Raw genomic sequence first — 17,725 nt, 5'->3', positions numbered from 1 at the left:
CGCCGACTGCATTCGACATTGAACTACGTCAGTCCCATGACGTTCGAGAAGAATTGGGCCGTCGCTCAGCGAGGGCATGCGGCCTGATGGCTTCAGCTATGGGATTCGTGAAACAGGGGCAAGGCCAAACATGCCAATGGCTGACTCCATTGCCTCCTCATCGGTGAATCGGTATGTCTCGGTACCCTCGTGCACTCCGCCCAGACGAACGACTTCGACTATGTCGTCGTCCAACATGTAGCCGGGGTATTCGATATCTTCAAACGCGAGTGTGATCCGACGAACGAGGGCGGCGCTACCCCAAGCAGCACGGTCTTTTACGAGCTCGAAAAGCGGACGGGAGACCAAGTCGCCGCCCGCGCGGCCATGGATACGGCAAATGACTAGAGGCATTACGGTACCTTTGCTTTGAAGCCCATCATTTGCTTGAATGAAGGATCCTCTTTGATAGCGGTATCAAGTTGTCGATTAGCTTCGCGGAAGTGCGACGTGTCAGATCCGATTTCTTGGCTTGGGGCAAGTTGTACCTCGTGCAGCACCGAATACTGGCTGCTACGCAGCGGTCGATGTGAACCATCGCACCCCGTCAGGTCACGGGCCAATCCGAGCGGATCGACCCAACGCTGCGCATTGGGCGCATATTGATATAGATTGAAGCCACCTGCAAGTTTAATCGGATCAGAGCTAACGAAGCGCCCCGTCGATGCGTCGTAATACCGATACCGGTTGTAACGCAGCCCCGTCTCAGGATCCTCCTGCTGCCCTGAAACGTCTACCCACCGTTGCGGCGTTGCAAGCGATCCTCGATTTCGCGCACGAGTTCCATGCCTCGAGCGCTACCGGACTTTGCGGCTGTGGTCGCCCACAGCCGCGCTTGTTGAAGGTCGGGCGGTTGCGCGTCCATCAGCGAAACCGCCAAATCGCATTGCGCTCGCTCGGAGCCCAAGGAGGCGGCGGTTGAGCGCCACGTGGCTGACATAACAGGGTCGTACGTCCCGTACGCATAGTGCAGATAGAGGGCTTCTGCGGCGGACACGTCACCCGATTCTGCTTCGATTAGCTTAGCAGCAACTTCGAGTTCATCCAGTTTGAATGCTTCGCGCCCACTTACTGGGGTGCCCTCAGGTAAGCCCTCAGCAAAGTCTCGCGCATCGCTGACCGAGAGGAGCAGCCATTTATTCGCTAGCACCTCGTTACCGAGCTGCTCGTAGTGCTCATACAAAGCGTAGGCCGCCTCGCAATCGCCATTTTCTGCACGCTGTGTATAGAGACTCAATTCACCCGGTGTAAGCATTGCAGCTCCGAAACTAATCATATTCAGCGTGGCACGTCGGCCCGCCGCTAGCATGTGACGCCCACGATCGCCGCCGATGCTACCCCTTTGGTCGGAAAACCCGCCATTGACCAACGCGAGTCAAATCCGGCCCGCCTCCAGGGGCAGTCTCCACTTGAAGCATTTTGCCGTTTGGCCAAATCCATAGCGTCTTGTCCGGTGCAATTACGTTTGAGCCGATGTGATCTGCTAGCTTTTGTGCCACCGGATGAGGACCTTTCCCCGTCTCGCACGAGCAGAGTTGAATCGGCATCCCCTTGATGTATTTGGGATGTGCCTTGATCTGATCGCCGAGATCCTGCATTGACATTGCGTTCAGGTTTCGGTCCGTCACGACGTCGGGGTTACCGTGAGCCCCAATCTGCAGGACATTTGGGTTTTCACGGATGTTCTTCGCGTACTCATGTATGGACTCGTCTGTCGGGAAGTTATTGATGTCGACGAGCCCCAGCGGGTCTACTAGCCCAGTAGGGTGGTTGGAAACGTATCGGTACAGATTAACGCCGCCAGCAAGCTTGATCGGGTCCGTCGAAATAAACCTCCCCGCGCTTGGATCGTAATACCGATACCGGTTGTAATGCAGCCCCGTTTCGGCGTCTACCTGCTGCTCCTGAAACCGTGCAGGCTTATGGCATCACTCGTATTGCTGCAACTCCTGCCGGATCAAGTCGTCGAGATCTTTCGGATGCAAGAGGCTTCCGCGGTCAGTCGGCGTCGAAAAGACAAGACAAATTCGTTGGTCCTGCTCCATGCCGGGCAGCCATCGAGCAAGAAAATCCTCCAGAGCGATTGCTTTCGGCTGGAACCCTTGCCACTCTGCCGTCGCGCAAAGGGCCGCGAACTCCTGCTCTGGCCAGAACGGCACTGCTATCGTTGCGCCGGCGGAAGCGGTGGCCCATCCAGTGTCGAACAGGCCCCACACGACCTCGAAGTCGGCGACCTTGCGAACGAAGTAGTCACATCGGGCCGACGCGTCGAGTCGCAACACATTCTCGATTTTTTTCGAGTGCGCCGTCATCAGTAGCCTCCGATCTTATGCTGAGTCTTATGCAGGTCGGCGTCCTGCAACAGAGAATGTCTGTAGCAGTATCCATCCTTTGCCTCGGTCTCTCGACCATGGGCGAGTTCCTTACCGGGCGTCCGAGAGTTTCGCGAATTTCCTGGTAGCCGGACTGACGTGCGATTGCCGGTTGCAATATGCCGCAACTCGTTGCGAACCCAGCCTCTGACCCAGCTCGGTTGTAGCGGGTCATCTGCCAAGGCTTTTAGCCTTTCCTGTTTGTTTGAACGTCCGTGCGATCCATCACAACAAAGCCGGCACATCAGCTTCGATGCAAGGCCCAGCGGGTCGGTCCACATGATAGGGTTTTCGGCATATTGGAACGGATTAAGCCCGCCTGCCAAGCCGATGGGATCGCTAGATATGAACCTTCCGACGCTTGTGTCGTAGTAGCGGTGACGGTTGTAGCTGAGCCCCGTCTCCGGATCCTCCTGCTGCCCCTGAAACCGCACCAAATTCCGACCCACGACCCCGGCCGCCTTCGACGCCCGAGCGATAACCTCCTGCGTTTCCCCCCAAGCCTTATACGTCGCTTCCCACACCACGTCGCCCAGCTCGTCCGTCATCATATACGGAGTGCCGATCTGATCGCAGTGGTAATAAAACACATGCGCCTTCGTCGCCGCTCGAGGCACCCGCTGCAGCGGATCTTCCTCGGGCAGATACCGATCCTCGGCGCGCCAAACCGGCGTCGCAAAGCCTTCCACGGGCGAGGGCGTCACGAACTGCGCCAGCGGCACGAACGACCCCGCCTCGTACACATAATGCGTACTGCCGCCCTCGGTGCTTTCATACGCGAGCGTATCGCCGTCCCATCCGAATAGCGTTTGCTCTCCGTTCACCGCCTTGGCGATACGCCGTCCCAGCGCATCATAAAAATAGCTCGCCGACACGCGCCGATCGCCTTCCTTGACCATCGCGGCGGTCAAACGATTGAACGCATCCCACTCGTACTTCTGCTCGCCCTTGGGGCTTTGCTTGGTAACCAGATTCCCGCGCTCGTCATACGCGAAGTGCATCCCCGCGTACTGCTTGAGCAAATTGCCCAGGATCTTCGGCACCTCTTGCGGCAGCGTGTTTTCCTCGCGAGGCTTGAACACGACCGGCACCGAACGCGGCGCATCGCCCGCGCCCTTCGCATCGACGATATTGCTAGCCGGATCGAACGCAAAGCGCTCGCGGCTCCACGGGCTGGCCGCTTCGATCAAACGTCCGACCGGGTCATACCGATAGTCGATATACCCCTTGTTGCTATCCTCGATTTGCGTGAGTTGTCCGGCGGCGTCATAGCGATAACGCCGATCGACGACCGGCATCGGCGCCTTCTCACGTTGCAGCGCAGTTTGAATCACGCGCCCGGCAGGATCGTAAACGGTCCGATGCCCTAACTGGCTACTCAGCGTCCGCTGTGTCTCCCGGTGCAGATCGTCGCGTTCGAATTGAATCCGCTCTTCGCCGTCGAGCAACATCCCGTGCACATGACCGGAGCCGTACGTGAGCCAATCGATCGCATAACCATCCGGCCGCACGGTCTTGATCCGGTTGCCAAGCTCGTCGTACTGATGGTGCCAAACATAGCTACGCGCTTGATCGAAAACCGTATAAGCATGGTGCTCGCGCACCAAGTTGCCGACCGGATCGAAGAACCGTTGCACCTTGCTGTAGCGGTTTTGCGCATCGATGAGCCGGCCGCTTTGGTCATAGACGAAACGCTCTTCGCTCGCGCCCGAGCTGCGCTTCGCGAGCCGCCCACCCCTGTCGTACTCGAGTTCGGTGACCTGGCCTGCTTCATCGATCGAGCTAAGCCGTCCGCTGGCCTGGTCGTAGATATAACGCGTCGTCTTGCCGTCGAACGCCACTTCCTCGAGCAAGCGCCCCACGGGGTCATAGCGAAACTGATAAGCGGCACCGTTCGCATCGGTCAGCGTCGTGAGCCGCCCCAGCCGATCATAGCGATAAGCGATGCTTTGATCGAGCGCATCGATGCGGCTCGAGATACGTCCCGCCGTGTCGTAGTGATAGCGCGTGTTGCGCCCGAGCGGATCGGTATGACCGCGCAGCCGGCCTTCGGAGTCGTATTGAATCTTCTCGAGGCCCGCGGGCGACTGCACTTGTTCCAATTGCCCGTTCTCGCCATAGACGTACTTCGTCGTATTGCCGGCCGCATCGGTCGTTTCCGCCAGCCGGCCGTCGGCGTCGTACTTCCACTTCGTCGCCTTTCCGGAGCAATCGGTATAGCGCGTCAGTTGCCCCGCGTCGTCGTACGCCAGTTGTTTGACGCCGCCTTTCGCATCCTTGACCTTGATCAGCCGCCCTTGTGCGTCGTAGCCATATTCGGTCTTGTGCCCGAGCGGATCGATCTGCTCGGTGAGATTGCCCTTGTCGTCATAAGCTTGCCGCCACACGTTTCCATGCGGGTCGGTAAGCGCGACCATTTGCGATTTGCTGTCGTAGGCCATCTCCACGACACTGCCATCCACACGATGGTGGCGGATCAAGTTGCCGCGCGCGTCGTACGTCATCTGTTCGACGCCGCCGTCGCGGTGGATGTACTCCGTCAACTTGTCGTTCTCGTCGCGATACATCCACTCTTCGCTGCCGTCCGGATGAACGATGCGGAAGGTGTAGCCCTTGATGTCGTAATCGTGCCGCGTCACTTGGCCCAACGCGTCGGTCACTTCCACCCGCCGAAGCGTCGGATGCCAGGAGAGCCGCACTTCGTCGCTGCCGTCGTCGCGCCATTCCCGCACGCACTTGGATTTCGCGTCCACCCCATCCCATTCGAGATTCATGGCGCGCCCCGTGCGATCGGTATAGCGCGTCACGAGGTGATGCTTGTATTGATACTGCCGTCTATTGCCGTAGCGATCGGTGGCGCCGACCAAATCGTTTTGCGCGTCGTAGGTGTAGCGCGCGAGCTTGGCGATGAGCTCGCCCTTGGCGTCGTATTGCCCCGCTTCGACGATGCGCGAACGATTGTCGTACTTGAATGCCACCTGCGTATTCGCGGTCACGAGCCGGAATAGCCGCCCTTGCTCGTCATAGCCGAGCGCGATCTGATTGCCGCGACGATCGCGGATCAGCGAGAGCCGAAACCGGTCGCCATGTTTCTCGAACAATTCGAGCAACTCATGCCCACGCGTGAGCGCAAGCTGATGCTCGTCGATCCGCTTGAGGGTGAAGTCCTCGGAAATATTGTCGTGAATGCCGCCGGGCGCGAGCAGCGGACATTTGACGCTACGTCCGGCCGCATCGTGATAGACGAGCTTCGATTCGCTCTCGTCGATATCGAAACGCGTCGTATATGGCGTGATCCATCGCGCGCCCAAAGGCCCGTGCTCGTCGTTGGCATCGAAGAACGAACGATAGGTGCGCTCCCAAACGATCGGCATGGCGCCGCCGATCGTGAAGTCGAGATGTTCGAGCGTCTCGTCGCCGAGCGCGAAGCCGATCGATCCTGTTGTCGCTTGAGGCGGCGACGGTATGGGGCAGCGGATATTACATTTACTGGGGCCCGGGGCTTCCGCGGGGGCGGTATGCGGAATCGTCTCGACCGTCTTCGCGGGCTTCTTGTCTTCGACGCGCGTCTTGCCTTCCGACGGAATGGCGGTGGCATGGTGCACGTCTTTGCTCTTACGCCAGCGTTGCACGCCTTGTTCAGCTAGCTGAATGACCCAGGCGATATGGCCGACATCGGTGCCGTTCAATCCGCGTATGCGTGCTTTCACCTCGGGAATGCGCATGCGCAAATCGTCGGAAAGCACCTTCAGATCGTGGCCATAGTTCGGATTGGCGAGCTTCGCCACTTGATTCGCGGCGTTGATCGTCCCCTTGGCCTCGATCTTCGCCCAATCGGCGACCAAACCGAACAGGCCGTGCATCGCCTGCTTCGCGTCGTAAGCGACGAAGCCCGCTGCCACCTCATGCGCATGGCGTTCCGCCGCATGCACGTTGCCCATCACACCGAGCGGCTTTTCTCCGGACACTTTCGCAAATAGATCGGCCAGCCCGGTCATCAATTCGCCGATCAGCGTCGCGCACTTCTCGAGCATCTCCGCAAGGCCGTTCTTGACCAGCGTCAAGAACGACTCGATCTCGCCGGCATAGCGCTCGTTCAGGTGGGCGGCGAGCACTTCGAAGATCGCGTTGGCGAGCACCTGTGCCCCGCCTTCGAGCACGGCCTTTCCGCTTCTAGCGATTTCCTCGCGGACGAGCTTGAGCAGCGGCCGCGCCCCGATCCGCACCTCGGCCATGGCGGGCGGGAAGGGGACGATCCCGATCAGATCGAGTCCCAGATTGACCCAATCGAATGCGTCGGGCGGGCGGTTGCCGTGCTGGATCATCGCTCGGATGTCGTTGATGACATCGATGGCGGCGAAGATGTTCGCCAGCACCGGCACGTTTTGCGCGACCGTCTCCAACCGTTCGACCGTAATCAAACCATTGCTGATACCCCGCAGCCAAGCATCCAAATCGTTCACGGCCGAAGAGACGTCTTTCGGGTGAATGTTGACGAGGGGCGCCACGAACGTTTCAGTGGGCTTGGGAAGTAGTACGGTCGCTTCGGCCATGGCGAATGTTTCTGCTTTTTATCGAATGAGTTCGGAACGCTAACGTCAGCCCAATTTGGGCATGGCGAACGAGCCGAGCCCGCTTTGCGCAAGATGTCCAACCGCGGGTAGCGCGGAACCGATTTGTCCGGCGTGCGACAGCGCGCTTTGCGCACCCGTGGGCAGTACCTTCGCCATCGCTTGCTCGGCAAAGCTCAACCCTTTGTCCGTCGCCATGCCCTTGAGCGAAGACAGCGCGTTGCCGTTGCCGCTGCCGCTACCGTTACCCAGCAGTGAAGCGAAGCCCGCGGCGCCTTTTCCTGCGCCGCCGGCCGGCATCAAGCTATCCACTTGATCGTTCGCCGCCGCCGTTGCCGCGTCGTCGGCACCCGAGGGGTCTTCTTGCGGCCACTTCGGCATCGTGAACTTGCTCGCCTCTTGGTCCTGCGTACGAGGATCGGCGCCGAATTTGACCTTGACGACGCCGGGCGGCAATCCGCTCACGATCGTGTGTCCGTTGCCGTCGAGCGAGCCTTGTTTCAGCAGCGCGCCGTTCGCATCGAACACGGAAAATGCCCCGTTCTTCACGGCTTCATTGTTCGCATAACGATGCAGCAATTCGAGCTGACCGGGCGCGTCCGGGCGCGCGGAAGGCAAGGGGTAGCCCATGCTGGCGGGGCCGGCGAATTGCCGTTGCGCGCCTTTGACGTCCACGGTGCCGGGTCCGTGCACTTCGATATTGCCGCCGGCGATCTTGATGTACGCCCCGCCGCTCGTCAGCAAGATGCCTTGGTCGGAAGCGATCTCGATGCGGTCGGTCGTCGAAACGACCTTCAACGCTTGTTGCGCGGTGAGTTCGATGTTGTCGGATTGGGCTTGGAGTTCGACCTTGCCGTTCGCGGCGAACAACTTCATGCCCGCGTTCTGCACGAACAGGCTCAGTTTCTCGCCGATGCTCGCGAGCATCGATTTGCCCGTTGCAACGTGCACGCTTTGCCCGCTGACGAGATTGACGTGATCCGTCGTCGCAACGTGGACCGACTGTTGGGTCGATACGCCGATGCCGGCGGGGCTGCCGAACAACAGCACGGGTCGATCGAAGCCGTTGGCATTGCCGGTGCCGCCGCCGGCCGTGCGACCGTCGCCCGCTACCGCACCGGGCACGCTCTTGCGCGTTGCGTCGGTGTAAGTGCGTATCGCGTCGTAGCCGTCTTGCAGGCTTTCTGCTTGATGGTGCTCGCTCGTGCGCGACATCGCCTGGATGACGCTTTGAGCGTTGTTCAACTGGCTTTGCGCTTCCGCCACGTCGAGCGGCTGGCTCGCCTGCGATTTGGCGAACGTGGAGACGTATAGGCCCTGTTCGGCGCGAATCGCGCCGTGCGCCGCCGATTTCAAATCGAAGCCGGTGCCCGCGTAGGCGCCACGCGTATTGTTGGTGTGATCGACGAGATACCCGAGGTGCAAGTGCGAATCGGCACTCGTGGAGTAGAGATGCACGCGGTTCTGCCCGGTGGCGTCATCCATCACGAGCTGATTGAAGCCGCTGCCCGCGTATTCCTTCGATCGAAATCCGGAGAGCAAGCCGTGCGTATGCCACGTCGGCGGCGTGGGGCCGCCATGCATGCGGCTCAAGATCACCGGGCGATCGCAATCGCCTTCCATGAAGCCGACGATCACCTCATCGCCCTTGCGCAACGGGTGGTGCCCGCCGCGATCGCCGCCCGCATCGGGGAAGGCGGAACGCACCCAAACCGACGCGCCTTCGTCGCCCTCGTTGCGCCGATTCCACGGAAACCAGACCTTCACGCGGTTCAGCGAGTCGGTATAGATCTCTTCGTCGTTCGGACCGGCGACGATCCCCGATTGCAATCCCAAAACGGGCTTTCGATGTTCGAGCGGGCTGCGAAACGGCGTGCGCCGAGGCTGCGCCTCGATCTCGACTTGAAAGAAGCCTTCGCTACCGTCCGGGTGTTTGACGGTCACGCCGTCGACGCTCGTCGATGCGACATGGATCAGCTCGGATTGCAAGCTCTCGGGAAAATCCGCCACGCCGTCCATGCCCGGCAGGTTGTTGCGGATCGTCCAGGTGGCGGCGAGGATGACGAACTGCCGATCTTGTTCGGGGCCGCGGTCGTGAACGGGATGGCCTTTCAGCGTGAACCAATAGCCGGGGCTCGCATGACGCACGCTGCCGATCCCGTGATAGCGCGTGGCCTGCGACTGCCAAGCCTCGGTTCGTACGCTGGCTTGCTGTGCGCCGTGCTCGCTCGCGCCCCAGGTATAAGCGCCGGTGTAGTCATACACTTCGCCTTGCGCGGGAACGGTATCGCTCGCGTCGGTCAGACTGACGATTTGTTTGGGTAGATCGGGGCGTTTGTAGTCGAACGTACGGGTAGTGAGCTTGGCGCTTTGAATCTGCTGTTGCGCTTTCCATTGCGTGAGCCCTTCGGCTTCCTCGCGCAATCCCATGCGGTGAAACGTGATCGTATCGGGCGCGAGCTGTGGCAGCGCGAAGGCGTCGTCCATCAACACGAGCGTGTGCGACTTCCCGTCCTCTGCATGTTCGAAGCGGCCAAAAACGCCGGTCTCCTCCAAGCTGCGTTGGACGAAGTCCCAATCGTATTCCCATTGGACGCGGTTCGAATACTTCGGCATCGGTTGCCGTAACTCGAATCGATATGCGCCTCGCGCCTGCGGGTGTTGCTCGAACACGTCGGCCACGATTTGTTCGCCGGGCTGTTCCTGCCAATCGCGCATATCGCGACGCAGCCGAAGGAAATAGAGCCACGACGAGAATCTCAATTGGTAGTAAGTGAGCGTTCCATCGGTGCCCAAGCGGCTGAATGCGTGGACATAGCCGTGATGCGGCAAATAGCTGCCGTCGGTTTGCTGCAACCAGAGCGTAACGGTCTGGCCGATCAGCGCGTCGAGCTTGATTGCGTTACCGCGAATGGAGGCGGCATCGACGATGAATTCGTAATCGCACCCAAGCCGCGCGCTGCCCTTTGCCTGAAGCGGCACGAGCCAATCGGCGCCAAGCGGCGTGTCGAGTTTAATGAGCCGATTGCGTTGGGCAGCGCCGTAATAAAGGGCGTCGAAAAGCGTATTGGACTTCATGCCGCCATTCCTTGGAAAGCGACGCTGCATCACCGGCAGCGCGAGGCCAAGATTTTAATGGACCTGCATGACGAAATCGATAGCCGTTTCCCGATAAACGGCCGATTGCGCGGATAATCCGCCCGAATTCGAGTGACCGCACAAAGTCGCGTTATCGAAAGCAGAAAAAATTACGGGCGCCAAAAAATACTTGGCGCCCGATTCAGTAATTATTTCCAATAGAACGAGTTGTATAGCGACGGCGCTGTGCTCGCGAATTGCTTTACGGCCCCATGGCTTTGCGGATCATTTGGATGGCGGCTGCGAGCACGAACAGCAACACGATGATACGGAAGGCGTGCGGGGGCAGCTTATCGCGCAGCGGGCGGGCGATCAGCATGCCGGCGATCACGGGAACGCTTGCGCCCGCGGAGATCAGCAAGTCGGTGCTCGACGCATGGGCGCCGCTCCTGAAGGCAAGCAGCAACGTGACGATCGAGACGACGAGAATAATGGCCATCTGCTTGGTAAAGACTTTTCCGCGCGCGCCGGTGGCGATCAGATAGATCGCGAGCAGCGGGCCCGGGATCGACGCAATGCTTTCCATCAAGGCCGCGCCGAAGCCAAGGACGAACCCGACCGGCCGCACCCACGCGGGTGCGAGCGTGAAGCGCGGCGATGCCAGCAGGAGGACCGCGGCAAACACGAGCAATGCGCCCGCCGCGGCTTGCGCGTGATGCGGCTCGAGCGAGATCAGTATCGATACGCCCACGATATTGCCGAGCACCGTGCCGATAAGCGGCGCGGCCATGCGCCTTGCGGTGGCCAGGGTCTCGCCGCCTTCCAATGCCTGGGGAATGTTGCCGAGAATCACGGGCATCGAGAGCAGCAGTACCGCCTGCTTCACGGGCATCATCTGGCTAAGAATCGGCATCGCGACGAGCGGCACGCCGATGCTCACGATGCCCTTTACCGCACCGCCGACGATGAGGGCGGCGACGATGCCGGCAAGCGCGTAAGGGTCGAGCGCATGAAGCGTCGGTGCGAGCATGCCTTGAGATGCGGCGTGAAGCATGGGGGATCTACCTGTTATTGGTCGCCGGTCGCCTTGGGCACCGGGGCGGCCGTGGCCGGAGTCGATGCCGCTTCGGGTACAGCCGGCGTCGAAGCGGGTTGCACGGCAGCCGGCTTTGACGCCGCGGCGGGAGCGGCGCCCGGCGCCGAGGCGCCGTTGGCGGGCGCTGCCTCGCTCGCCGCGCCGGCGGGCGCCGGTGTCGCGCTTTCGTCCTCGTCGCCGTAGTTGGGCAACGCGGGCGGGGTCGACGAATCCGCGCCGAGCGCCGCGCGGCGTTGCTGCGTATAGGCATCGCGCACGAACGAGTATTTGTCGAGCGCGGCCTGCTCCAGAATGTTCGTCGCGCCGAGCATGTCGGAGCGGGCGCTGACGAACTGCAACCCATAGAGCGGCTTTTGCGCGTCCACGGGCGCGTAGATCAGCGGGTTGAAGCGGGTGTCGACAGCGAGCCCCACGCCGTCGCGGAACGAGCTCGGCCCGAAGATCGGCAGCACGAGATACGGGCCGGAGGGAATGCCCCATCGTCCGAGTGTGAGACCGAAGTCCTGATGGTGCTTCGGCAGCCGCGCCGGCGTCGCGAAATCGATGAGGCCGCCGATCCCGAAGGTGGTGTTCATCGCGAAGCGCATTAGATCTTCGGTCGCATCGGTAATCTTCAACTGAAGCAACTCGTTCGCGAAGTTGTTCAGATCCCCCAAATTGGAGAAGAAGTTGCTGATGGCGGTGCGCAGCGGGTGCGGCGTGATCTTTTGATAGCCCTTCGCAATCGGCACGGCAATCGTGCTGTCGATCGTGTCGTTGACCTTGAACACGACGCGATTCATCGGTTCCAAGGGGTCGCCTGCCGTACGGTTGCTCGGGCTGGCACAGCCGGCCAAAAGCGTCGCGGTGGTGAGCGTCGCGGCTAAGGTTCGCAGATTCTTATCCATCGATTCCTTCTAGTTCTTTCTTCTTGGCGCGTGCGACGCGCGGTTTGCCCATCAGCACGGGCTGGAACACGACGGCGCCGACGAGCGTGCATGAAAGCGCGAGCGCTAGCAACCGTCCCATGCTCGCGGTGCCGGGATGATGCGACAGCCATAGGCTGCCGAAAGCCGTGGCGGTCGTCGCCGCACTGAACAGCACGGCATGGGTGAGGCTCGAGGACAGCAGGCTCGTTTGCCCCGCCCGCCACGCCATGACGAAATAGACCTTGAACGCGACGCCGACCCCGAGCATGAGCGGCAACGCGATGATATTCGCGAAGTTGAGCGGCATGTCGAAGACGACGCAAAGCTCGAGCGTCACCAGCGCCGACACCAGCAGCGGAATCATCGTGCGCAGCACGTCGCCGAAGCGGCCCAGCGTGATCCAGAGCAATACGGTAATCGAGATCACGGCCCAGGCCGCGGCCTGGAGGAAGGCTTTGATGATCGTGTCGGCCGAATGGAGGATCGAGATCGGGCCGCCGATCGCCCGCGGTTCGGCGCGTTTCACGGCATGGGCGAAGCGGCGCACCATGGTGTCGTCGTTCGAATCGACGCCGGGCGGCACGCGCGGCGAGATCTGCACGAGCGCGCGGCCGTCGGGCGCAACCCAATCGCGTACGAGCGCGGGCGGCAGCGTGGCGCGCGAGAGCGGGAACGGTTGCAGCAGGGTGGTCAGTTGACCCAAGGCCAGGCGCAGCGACGTCGAAAACGCGGCTTCGGCCCGGTCGCGCGTTGCTGCGTCGGCCGCCGCGAGCTTGGCGAGCGAGGCCGAGAGGCGTTGGGCTTCTTTGGCGCCGGGGCCCGGGTAGTCTTGGGCGGCGTAGGCGAGCTGATTGGACGCGCGCTTCAGAGCGGCAACGCGCTGGGCATCCGTTGCCTGGGGCGCGCGCGGCTGCGTCAGCGCCGGAAGCAGCGTTTGCGCGGCTTGGGCGATCAAGGCGAGCTTTTGCGGCTGATCGGCCGGAATGAAGGTCGATAGGGTCGTCGCGCGGCCGACTTCGGGCAGCGCGCGTAGACGATCCGCGGTCGAATCGGCGGCCGACAGCGACGGGGCAAGCACGGCTACGTCGTTGATGGACGCTTCCGGGGAGTTTTTCAGCGACAACAGCGTCGCCATCGATTCGGTCGTCGGATCTTTGAGATTCAACGGGTTGAAGTCGAACCGCAAATGCAGCAGCAAGGGCGTGGCGCCGAGCACCACGAGCAGCGTGCCGAGCAAGATCGGCTTGCGATGGTCTTGCAGAAAATCGTCGATCGGCGTGAGGCGCGGGAAGCCGGGGCGCGACGCCTCGCCGGGCGGCGCCATCAGGCGAAGCAACGCGGGCAAGAGCGTCATCGTGCTGAAGTAAGCGACGACCATCCCGACGCCTGCAATCAGCCCGAGTTCTGAGACGCCCCGGTAGGCCGTGGGCAGAAACGAGAAAAAGCTCGTGGCGACGGCGGCCGCGGCCAGCGTGAGCGGCAGGCCCATCGAGTGGGCGGCTCCCACGAGCGCATGATCGAGCCGCGGGTCGCGATGGCGCTCTTCGCGGTATTTCACGCCGTATTGGATCGCGAAATCGGCGCCGAGCCCGATGAACAGCACCATGAAGGCGACCGAGATCATGTTCAGCGAGCCGACCATCATGAGTCCGAGTGCCGCCGTGATCGGCAGGCCCACGGCCAGCGTGACGAGCACCGCGAGAATCATGCGTTTGGAGCGCAGCGCCAGCCACAGGATCGCCAAGACGACGATGAGCGTGCCGATGCCGTTCACCACCGCGCCGTCCTCGACGGACGCGAATTCCTCGTCGGCCAGCGGCTGCTCGCCCGTCAAGCGCACGACGGCGCCGAAACGCTTTTGCAAATCGAGCTCGCGGGCCACGGCGCGAATCGTGTCCGAGGCCTGCGCCCCGGCTTGCAACGCGCCATAGTTCACCACCGGCGTCACGGTGACGAACGCGTGCGCGGGTTGATGCGCCGCATCCGTATCGACGAGCGCCCGCCAGGAAAACGCGGCGGGTTTGCCGGCTTGAACCGCATCGACGGTATCGGCCGCGCGCGTGAGCAAGTTGGCCATGGCCGGCAGCTTCACTTGGCCCGATTGCAGCGGCAGGCCGAGCATCGTCGACAACGTGGTCGAGAGACCGGTCACGCTCGGGTCGTGCGCGAGCGTATTGACGAGCGGACGCGCTTGCGTGAGCTGTGCGGTCGTGCCGGCAACGTTCTCGGTGGACAGGAACAGCATGCCGTCGTGCTCGAACAGCGTGCCGCCGCCCGGCTGCGAAACGGCGTCGATTTGCGCGTGGTGTGCCGGGCTCGATAGCGCGGCGGCCAGGGCGTCGGCGGCGGCATCCGCCATTTCGGGGGCACCTGCCTCGACCACGGCGAGGATCGTTTCGTCGCGCTGAGGAAAGGCGCGATCCATCGCATCGCCGAGCGCCGACCACTGCGCATCGCTTTCGATGAGCTTGCTGACGTCGGTATTGATCTTGAAGTGCGTCACCGTATAGGCGCCGCTCGCCGCAGCCAGCACGAGGGCCAGCGCGACGACCAGAATCGGTCTGCGCACGGACCAGGCAACGAGTCGGACGATCAGGGACGTCAACATGGGATGGAAGGCAGCAAGGCTAGGGAGGCAAAACGCCTAAGTATACCGGCGGACGGGGTAGGACCGCCCACCAGCGCGCGCAGTGCCGCGGAACCGGCGGCCCGGGACGTGCGTCGAAACGGCAGCAGGCGGGGATCGGTATACTTCCCGCACCGCCTTTGGGCCCGTCCCCGGCGCACGCGCCGCCGCCGGCACTCTTTCAACTGAGCTCGAGATTCCATGAAACGTCATTTCTTCGCATTTTTTACCGCGGCGCTGATGAGCGCCGCCGCTTGGGCGCAAACGGCGCCCGTGGACGTCGTCAAGCAAGCGGTCACCGGCACCGTCGATGCGGTGAAGCAAGACAGTGCCGCGCGCGGCGGCGATATGACGAAGATTTCGCAGATCGTGCAAACGCACTTTTTACCGGCTACGAACTTCGAACGGACCGCTCGGATCGCCGTCGGCGACGCGTGGAAGCAAGCGACGCCCGCGCAGCAGCAAGAGTTGACGAAGCAATTTAAAGTCCTGATGACGCGCACCTATGCGGCGTCGCTCGCGCAATTGGGTACGCAAGACGCGCGCTTCGCGTTCAAGCCGGAGCAGGCGTCGGCCAATGACGCACTGGTGATGTCCACGGTCACGACGCCGGGCGACAGTCAGCAGGTGGGCTATCGCCTCGGCAAGGTCGGCAACGACTGGAAGATCTACGACATCGATATGTCGGGTGCATGGCTCATTCAGGTCTATCAGAACCAGTTCAAGGCGCAGTTGAACCAGGGCGGTATCGATGGTCTGATCAAGTTCCTCACGGCCCACAACGCCCGCTCCGAGTAATCCACCGGCGCCGGTCAGTGCCGGCGCCGCTCCACGGCGAACTTGATCAGTTCGGCCTGGCCTTCGATTTCGAGCTTGCGTTTCACATTCGCGCGGTGCGTTTCCACGGTCCGTACCGAAAGCCCGTAGCGCTCCGCGATTTGCTTGCTCGACAGCCCCTCGGCGAGCGCGTCGAGGATCTCGCTTTCGCGCGGCGTCAAACGCTCCACCGGTGTTTGCAGCGCGCGTGCATGAATCATGCGCGCGGCAATGCCGGCGCTGAAGTACGTGCGGTTGTCGAGCACGGCCGATATCGCATGAACGATCTCGGTGGCCGGCGAATCCTTCAGCACGTATCCGCTCGCGCCGGCTCGCACGGCCTGCATGACGTATTCGATGTTGTCGTGCATCGATAGCATGAGCACCCGCACGGCCGGAAAGCGTTCATGAAAGATGCCCGCCAGCGCAATGCCGTTCATACCGGTCATGCCCACATCCATCAAAACGAGGTCGGGCGACAGCCTCTCCGCCAAGGTTAGCGCTTCCTCGGCGTTGCCCGCTTCGCCCGCCACGACCAGACCGGGCACGCCCTCCAAGCGCAGGCGCAGACCGTCCCGCACGAGCGGATGGTCGTCGACGAGGATGATGTTCGCGGAGCGGGCAGGATGGGCGTTCATGTCGGACGATCGTTGTGGGAGGTGTGCGCGAGGCGGGGGGAATGCGCAACCGAAACGGGCACTGTCGCCTTGACGATCGTGCGGCCGGGTTGCGACACGATCTCGAGCGTGCCCGCGAGGGCATCGAGGCGCTCGCGCATGTTGCGCAAGCCGATGCCGCTGCGTGCGTCGGCCTGTGTGCGCTCGACGTCGAAGCCGCGCCCGTCGTCGACGATCGCGAGTGTGGCCGCCGTTGCGCCGACGGCGAACGTCAGCGTCGCATGCGAGGCCTGCGCGTGCCGCACGATGTTCGTCAGCGCTTCTTGAGCGATTCGAAACAGCGCGGTGTTGACCGTCGCGGGCAGGGCGGCCTTGCGCGACGCGTCGTCGGTTTCGACGTGCATCTCGATGCCGGTCTCCCCTCCGAGTTCTCGCGTTAGCTGTTCGAGCGCCGCCGCAAGGCCTAGATCGTCGAGCATCGACGGCCGCAAGGCATGCGAGATACGCCGCACTTCACGCAGCGCGTGCGACAGCCGTGTCAATGCGGTACCGAGCGCGGCCTCGGCGCTGGGCACGCGCGCTTGCCCGTCGCCCGCGCGTTCGAGACGAGCGAGGGCCGATTCGAGCAGCAGCTTCACGGAGACCATCATCTGGCTGATGCCGTCGTGCAATTCGCGCGAGAGCCGTGCGCGTTCGTGCTCCTGCGATTCGACCACTTGCTGCGCAAGGCGTTTGAGCTTGGCATCGGCGCTGCGATATTCGGATACGTTCAGGAAGAGGGCGCACGCGGTGATGACGCCGAAGGCCGTCAGCGCGATCGCGCCGATCCAGGTCATCGTGCGTGCGATATTGGCCGATGCGCTCGCATCGATGCCGGCGAGCGTTTCGTTGACGCCGTCCAGGTAGATGCCGGTGCCGATCATCCAGCCCCAGCGCGGCAGCGGCACGACATAGCCGAGCTTCGCTTCCAATCGATTCGTCGATGGCCGATGCCAGACGTAACGCACGTAGCCGCCGCCTTTTTTCGCTTCGGCGATGAGCTGCTGAATCGTGAGCGAGCCTTTAGGATCCCTAAGCAACCACCAGTTGTGCCCGACGAGATCGGGCTCGCGTGGGTGCATCAGCGAATTGCCTTGCATGTCGTAGACGAAGAAGTAGCCGTCGGGGCCGAAATCCATCCGTTGCAACACGGCAAGCGCCGCTTGTCGATGGGCGGCCTCGTCATGGGGGTCGCCGCCGGCGTCGTATAGCGGCTCGATAGCGCTCGTGGCTAATTCGACGTAATGCTTCAGTTCCGATCGCTTGCTCGACAGATAAGCGCTTTCGACCGTTTCTCGCTGCGCGCCGGCAAGCGCGGCCGCCTGAAAGCGCACGCCGATGCCGATGCCCGCGATCGCCACGAGAAATGGGACGATTGCCAGCAGAAAGATCTTGGTCCTGATTTTCATCGCCGATACGAAATAAGCGAAATACCGGATTGCGTACGAGAAAGCGCCGTCGTGACGGACTCCTACGTAGTCTTACGTAGCGACGGTACGTAGTTGTTCGCTTGTTAGGGGATAGGCGAGGCTCAATACTACACGCCCATGAGCGGATCGCGTC

General features: G+C 62.1%; 10 protein-coding genes and 2 pseudogenes. 1 reads left to right on the top strand and 11 read right to left on the bottom strand.

The features are described 5' to 3' along the window. Positions 1–595: 595 nt before the first annotated feature. The 9 genes and pseudogenes from C0Z18_RS33955 to hpnN all read right to left on the bottom strand — a co-directional run. Positions 596–764 (bottom strand): annotated as a pseudogene (locus C0Z18_RS33955) (RHS repeat-associated core domain-containing protein); the annotation flags it as partial. 8 nt (positions 765–772) lie between these two features. Next, positions 773–1,294 carry an SEL1-like repeat protein gene (locus C0Z18_RS28680; protein ID WP_146014122.1) on the bottom strand — a complete coding sequence of 174 codons (522 nt, stop codon included), beginning with the start codon at positions 1,292–1,294 and terminating at the stop codon, positions 773–775. A gap of 481 nt (positions 1,295–1,775) precedes the next feature. Continuing rightward, positions 1,776–1,952: pseudogene (locus C0Z18_RS33950) on the bottom strand (RHS repeat-associated core domain-containing protein); the annotation flags it as partial. Between the two features lie 15 nt (positions 1,953–1,967). After that, on the bottom strand, positions 1,968–2,351 hold the full coding sequence (locus C0Z18_RS28670) for a DUF2750 domain-containing protein (protein WP_102648822.1): 384 nt from the start codon (positions 2,349–2,351) through the stop codon (positions 1,968–1,970). Next, positions 2,351–6,964, bottom strand: a complete 4,614-nt coding sequence (locus C0Z18_RS28665; protein WP_102648821.1) for an RHS repeat-associated core domain-containing protein — start codon at positions 6,962–6,964, stop codon at positions 2,351–2,353. Before C0Z18_RS28665 ends, C0Z18_RS28670 begins: the two co-directional genes overlap by 1 nt. Before the next feature lie 45 nt (positions 6,965–7,009). Continuing rightward, positions 7,010–10,060 carry a type VI secretion system Vgr family protein gene (tssI, locus tag C0Z18_RS28660; RefSeq protein ID WP_102648820.1) on the bottom strand — a complete coding sequence of 1,017 codons (3,051 nt, stop codon included), beginning with the start codon at positions 10,058–10,060 and terminating at the stop codon, positions 7,010–7,012. 262 nt (positions 10,061–10,322) lie between these two features. Next, on the bottom strand, positions 10,323–11,114 hold the full coding sequence (locus tag C0Z18_RS28655; RefSeq protein ID WP_102648819.1) for a sulfite exporter TauE/SafE family protein: 792 nt from the start codon (positions 11,112–11,114) through the stop codon (positions 10,323–10,325). Positions 11,115–11,128: 14 nt separating this feature from the next. Beyond that, positions 11,129–12,043: an MlaA family lipoprotein gene (locus C0Z18_RS28650; RefSeq protein ID WP_102648818.1), complete on the bottom strand. Its 915-nt coding sequence runs from the start codon at positions 12,041–12,043 to the stop codon at positions 11,129–11,131. Further along, positions 12,036–14,672, bottom strand: a complete 2,637-nt coding sequence (gene hpnN, locus C0Z18_RS28645; RefSeq protein ID WP_102648817.1) for a hopanoid transporter HpnN — start codon at positions 14,670–14,672, stop codon at positions 12,036–12,038. The genes C0Z18_RS28650 and hpnN overlap by 8 nt, the downstream gene beginning before the upstream one ends. A gap of 219 nt (positions 14,673–14,891) precedes the next feature. Between hpnN and C0Z18_RS28640 the strand changes: the two genes are divergently transcribed. Continuing rightward, complete coding sequence (locus tag C0Z18_RS28640) at positions 14,892–15,488, top strand: MlaC/ttg2D family ABC transporter substrate-binding protein (protein WP_102648816.1); 597 nt, start codon at positions 14,892–14,894, stop codon at positions 15,486–15,488. Between the two features lie 14 nt (positions 15,489–15,502). On the opposite strand, the gene C0Z18_RS28635 is transcribed toward C0Z18_RS28640, so the two are convergent. Together C0Z18_RS28635 and C0Z18_RS28630 are read right to left on the bottom strand one after the other, a co-directional pair. Continuing rightward, positions 15,503–16,144 carry a response regulator gene (locus C0Z18_RS28635; RefSeq protein ID WP_102648815.1) on the bottom strand — a complete coding sequence of 214 codons (642 nt, stop codon included), beginning with the start codon at positions 16,142–16,144 and terminating at the stop codon, positions 15,503–15,505. Beyond that, the gene (locus C0Z18_RS28630) at positions 16,141–17,571 is read right to left on the bottom strand and encodes a cache domain-containing protein (RefSeq protein ID WP_102648814.1); all 1,431 of its coding nucleotides are present in this window, start codon (positions 17,569–17,571) and stop codon (positions 16,141–16,143) included. Before C0Z18_RS28630 ends, C0Z18_RS28635 begins: the two co-directional genes overlap by 4 nt. Positions 17,572–17,725: the final 154 nt, after the last annotated feature.

It is taken from the genome of Trinickia dabaoshanensis, from assembly GCF_002879885.1.
GTDB lineage: Bacteria > Pseudomonadota > Gammaproteobacteria > Burkholderiales > Burkholderiaceae > Trinickia > Trinickia dabaoshanensis.
This window is presented reverse-complemented; position numbering and strand designations above follow the sequence as displayed.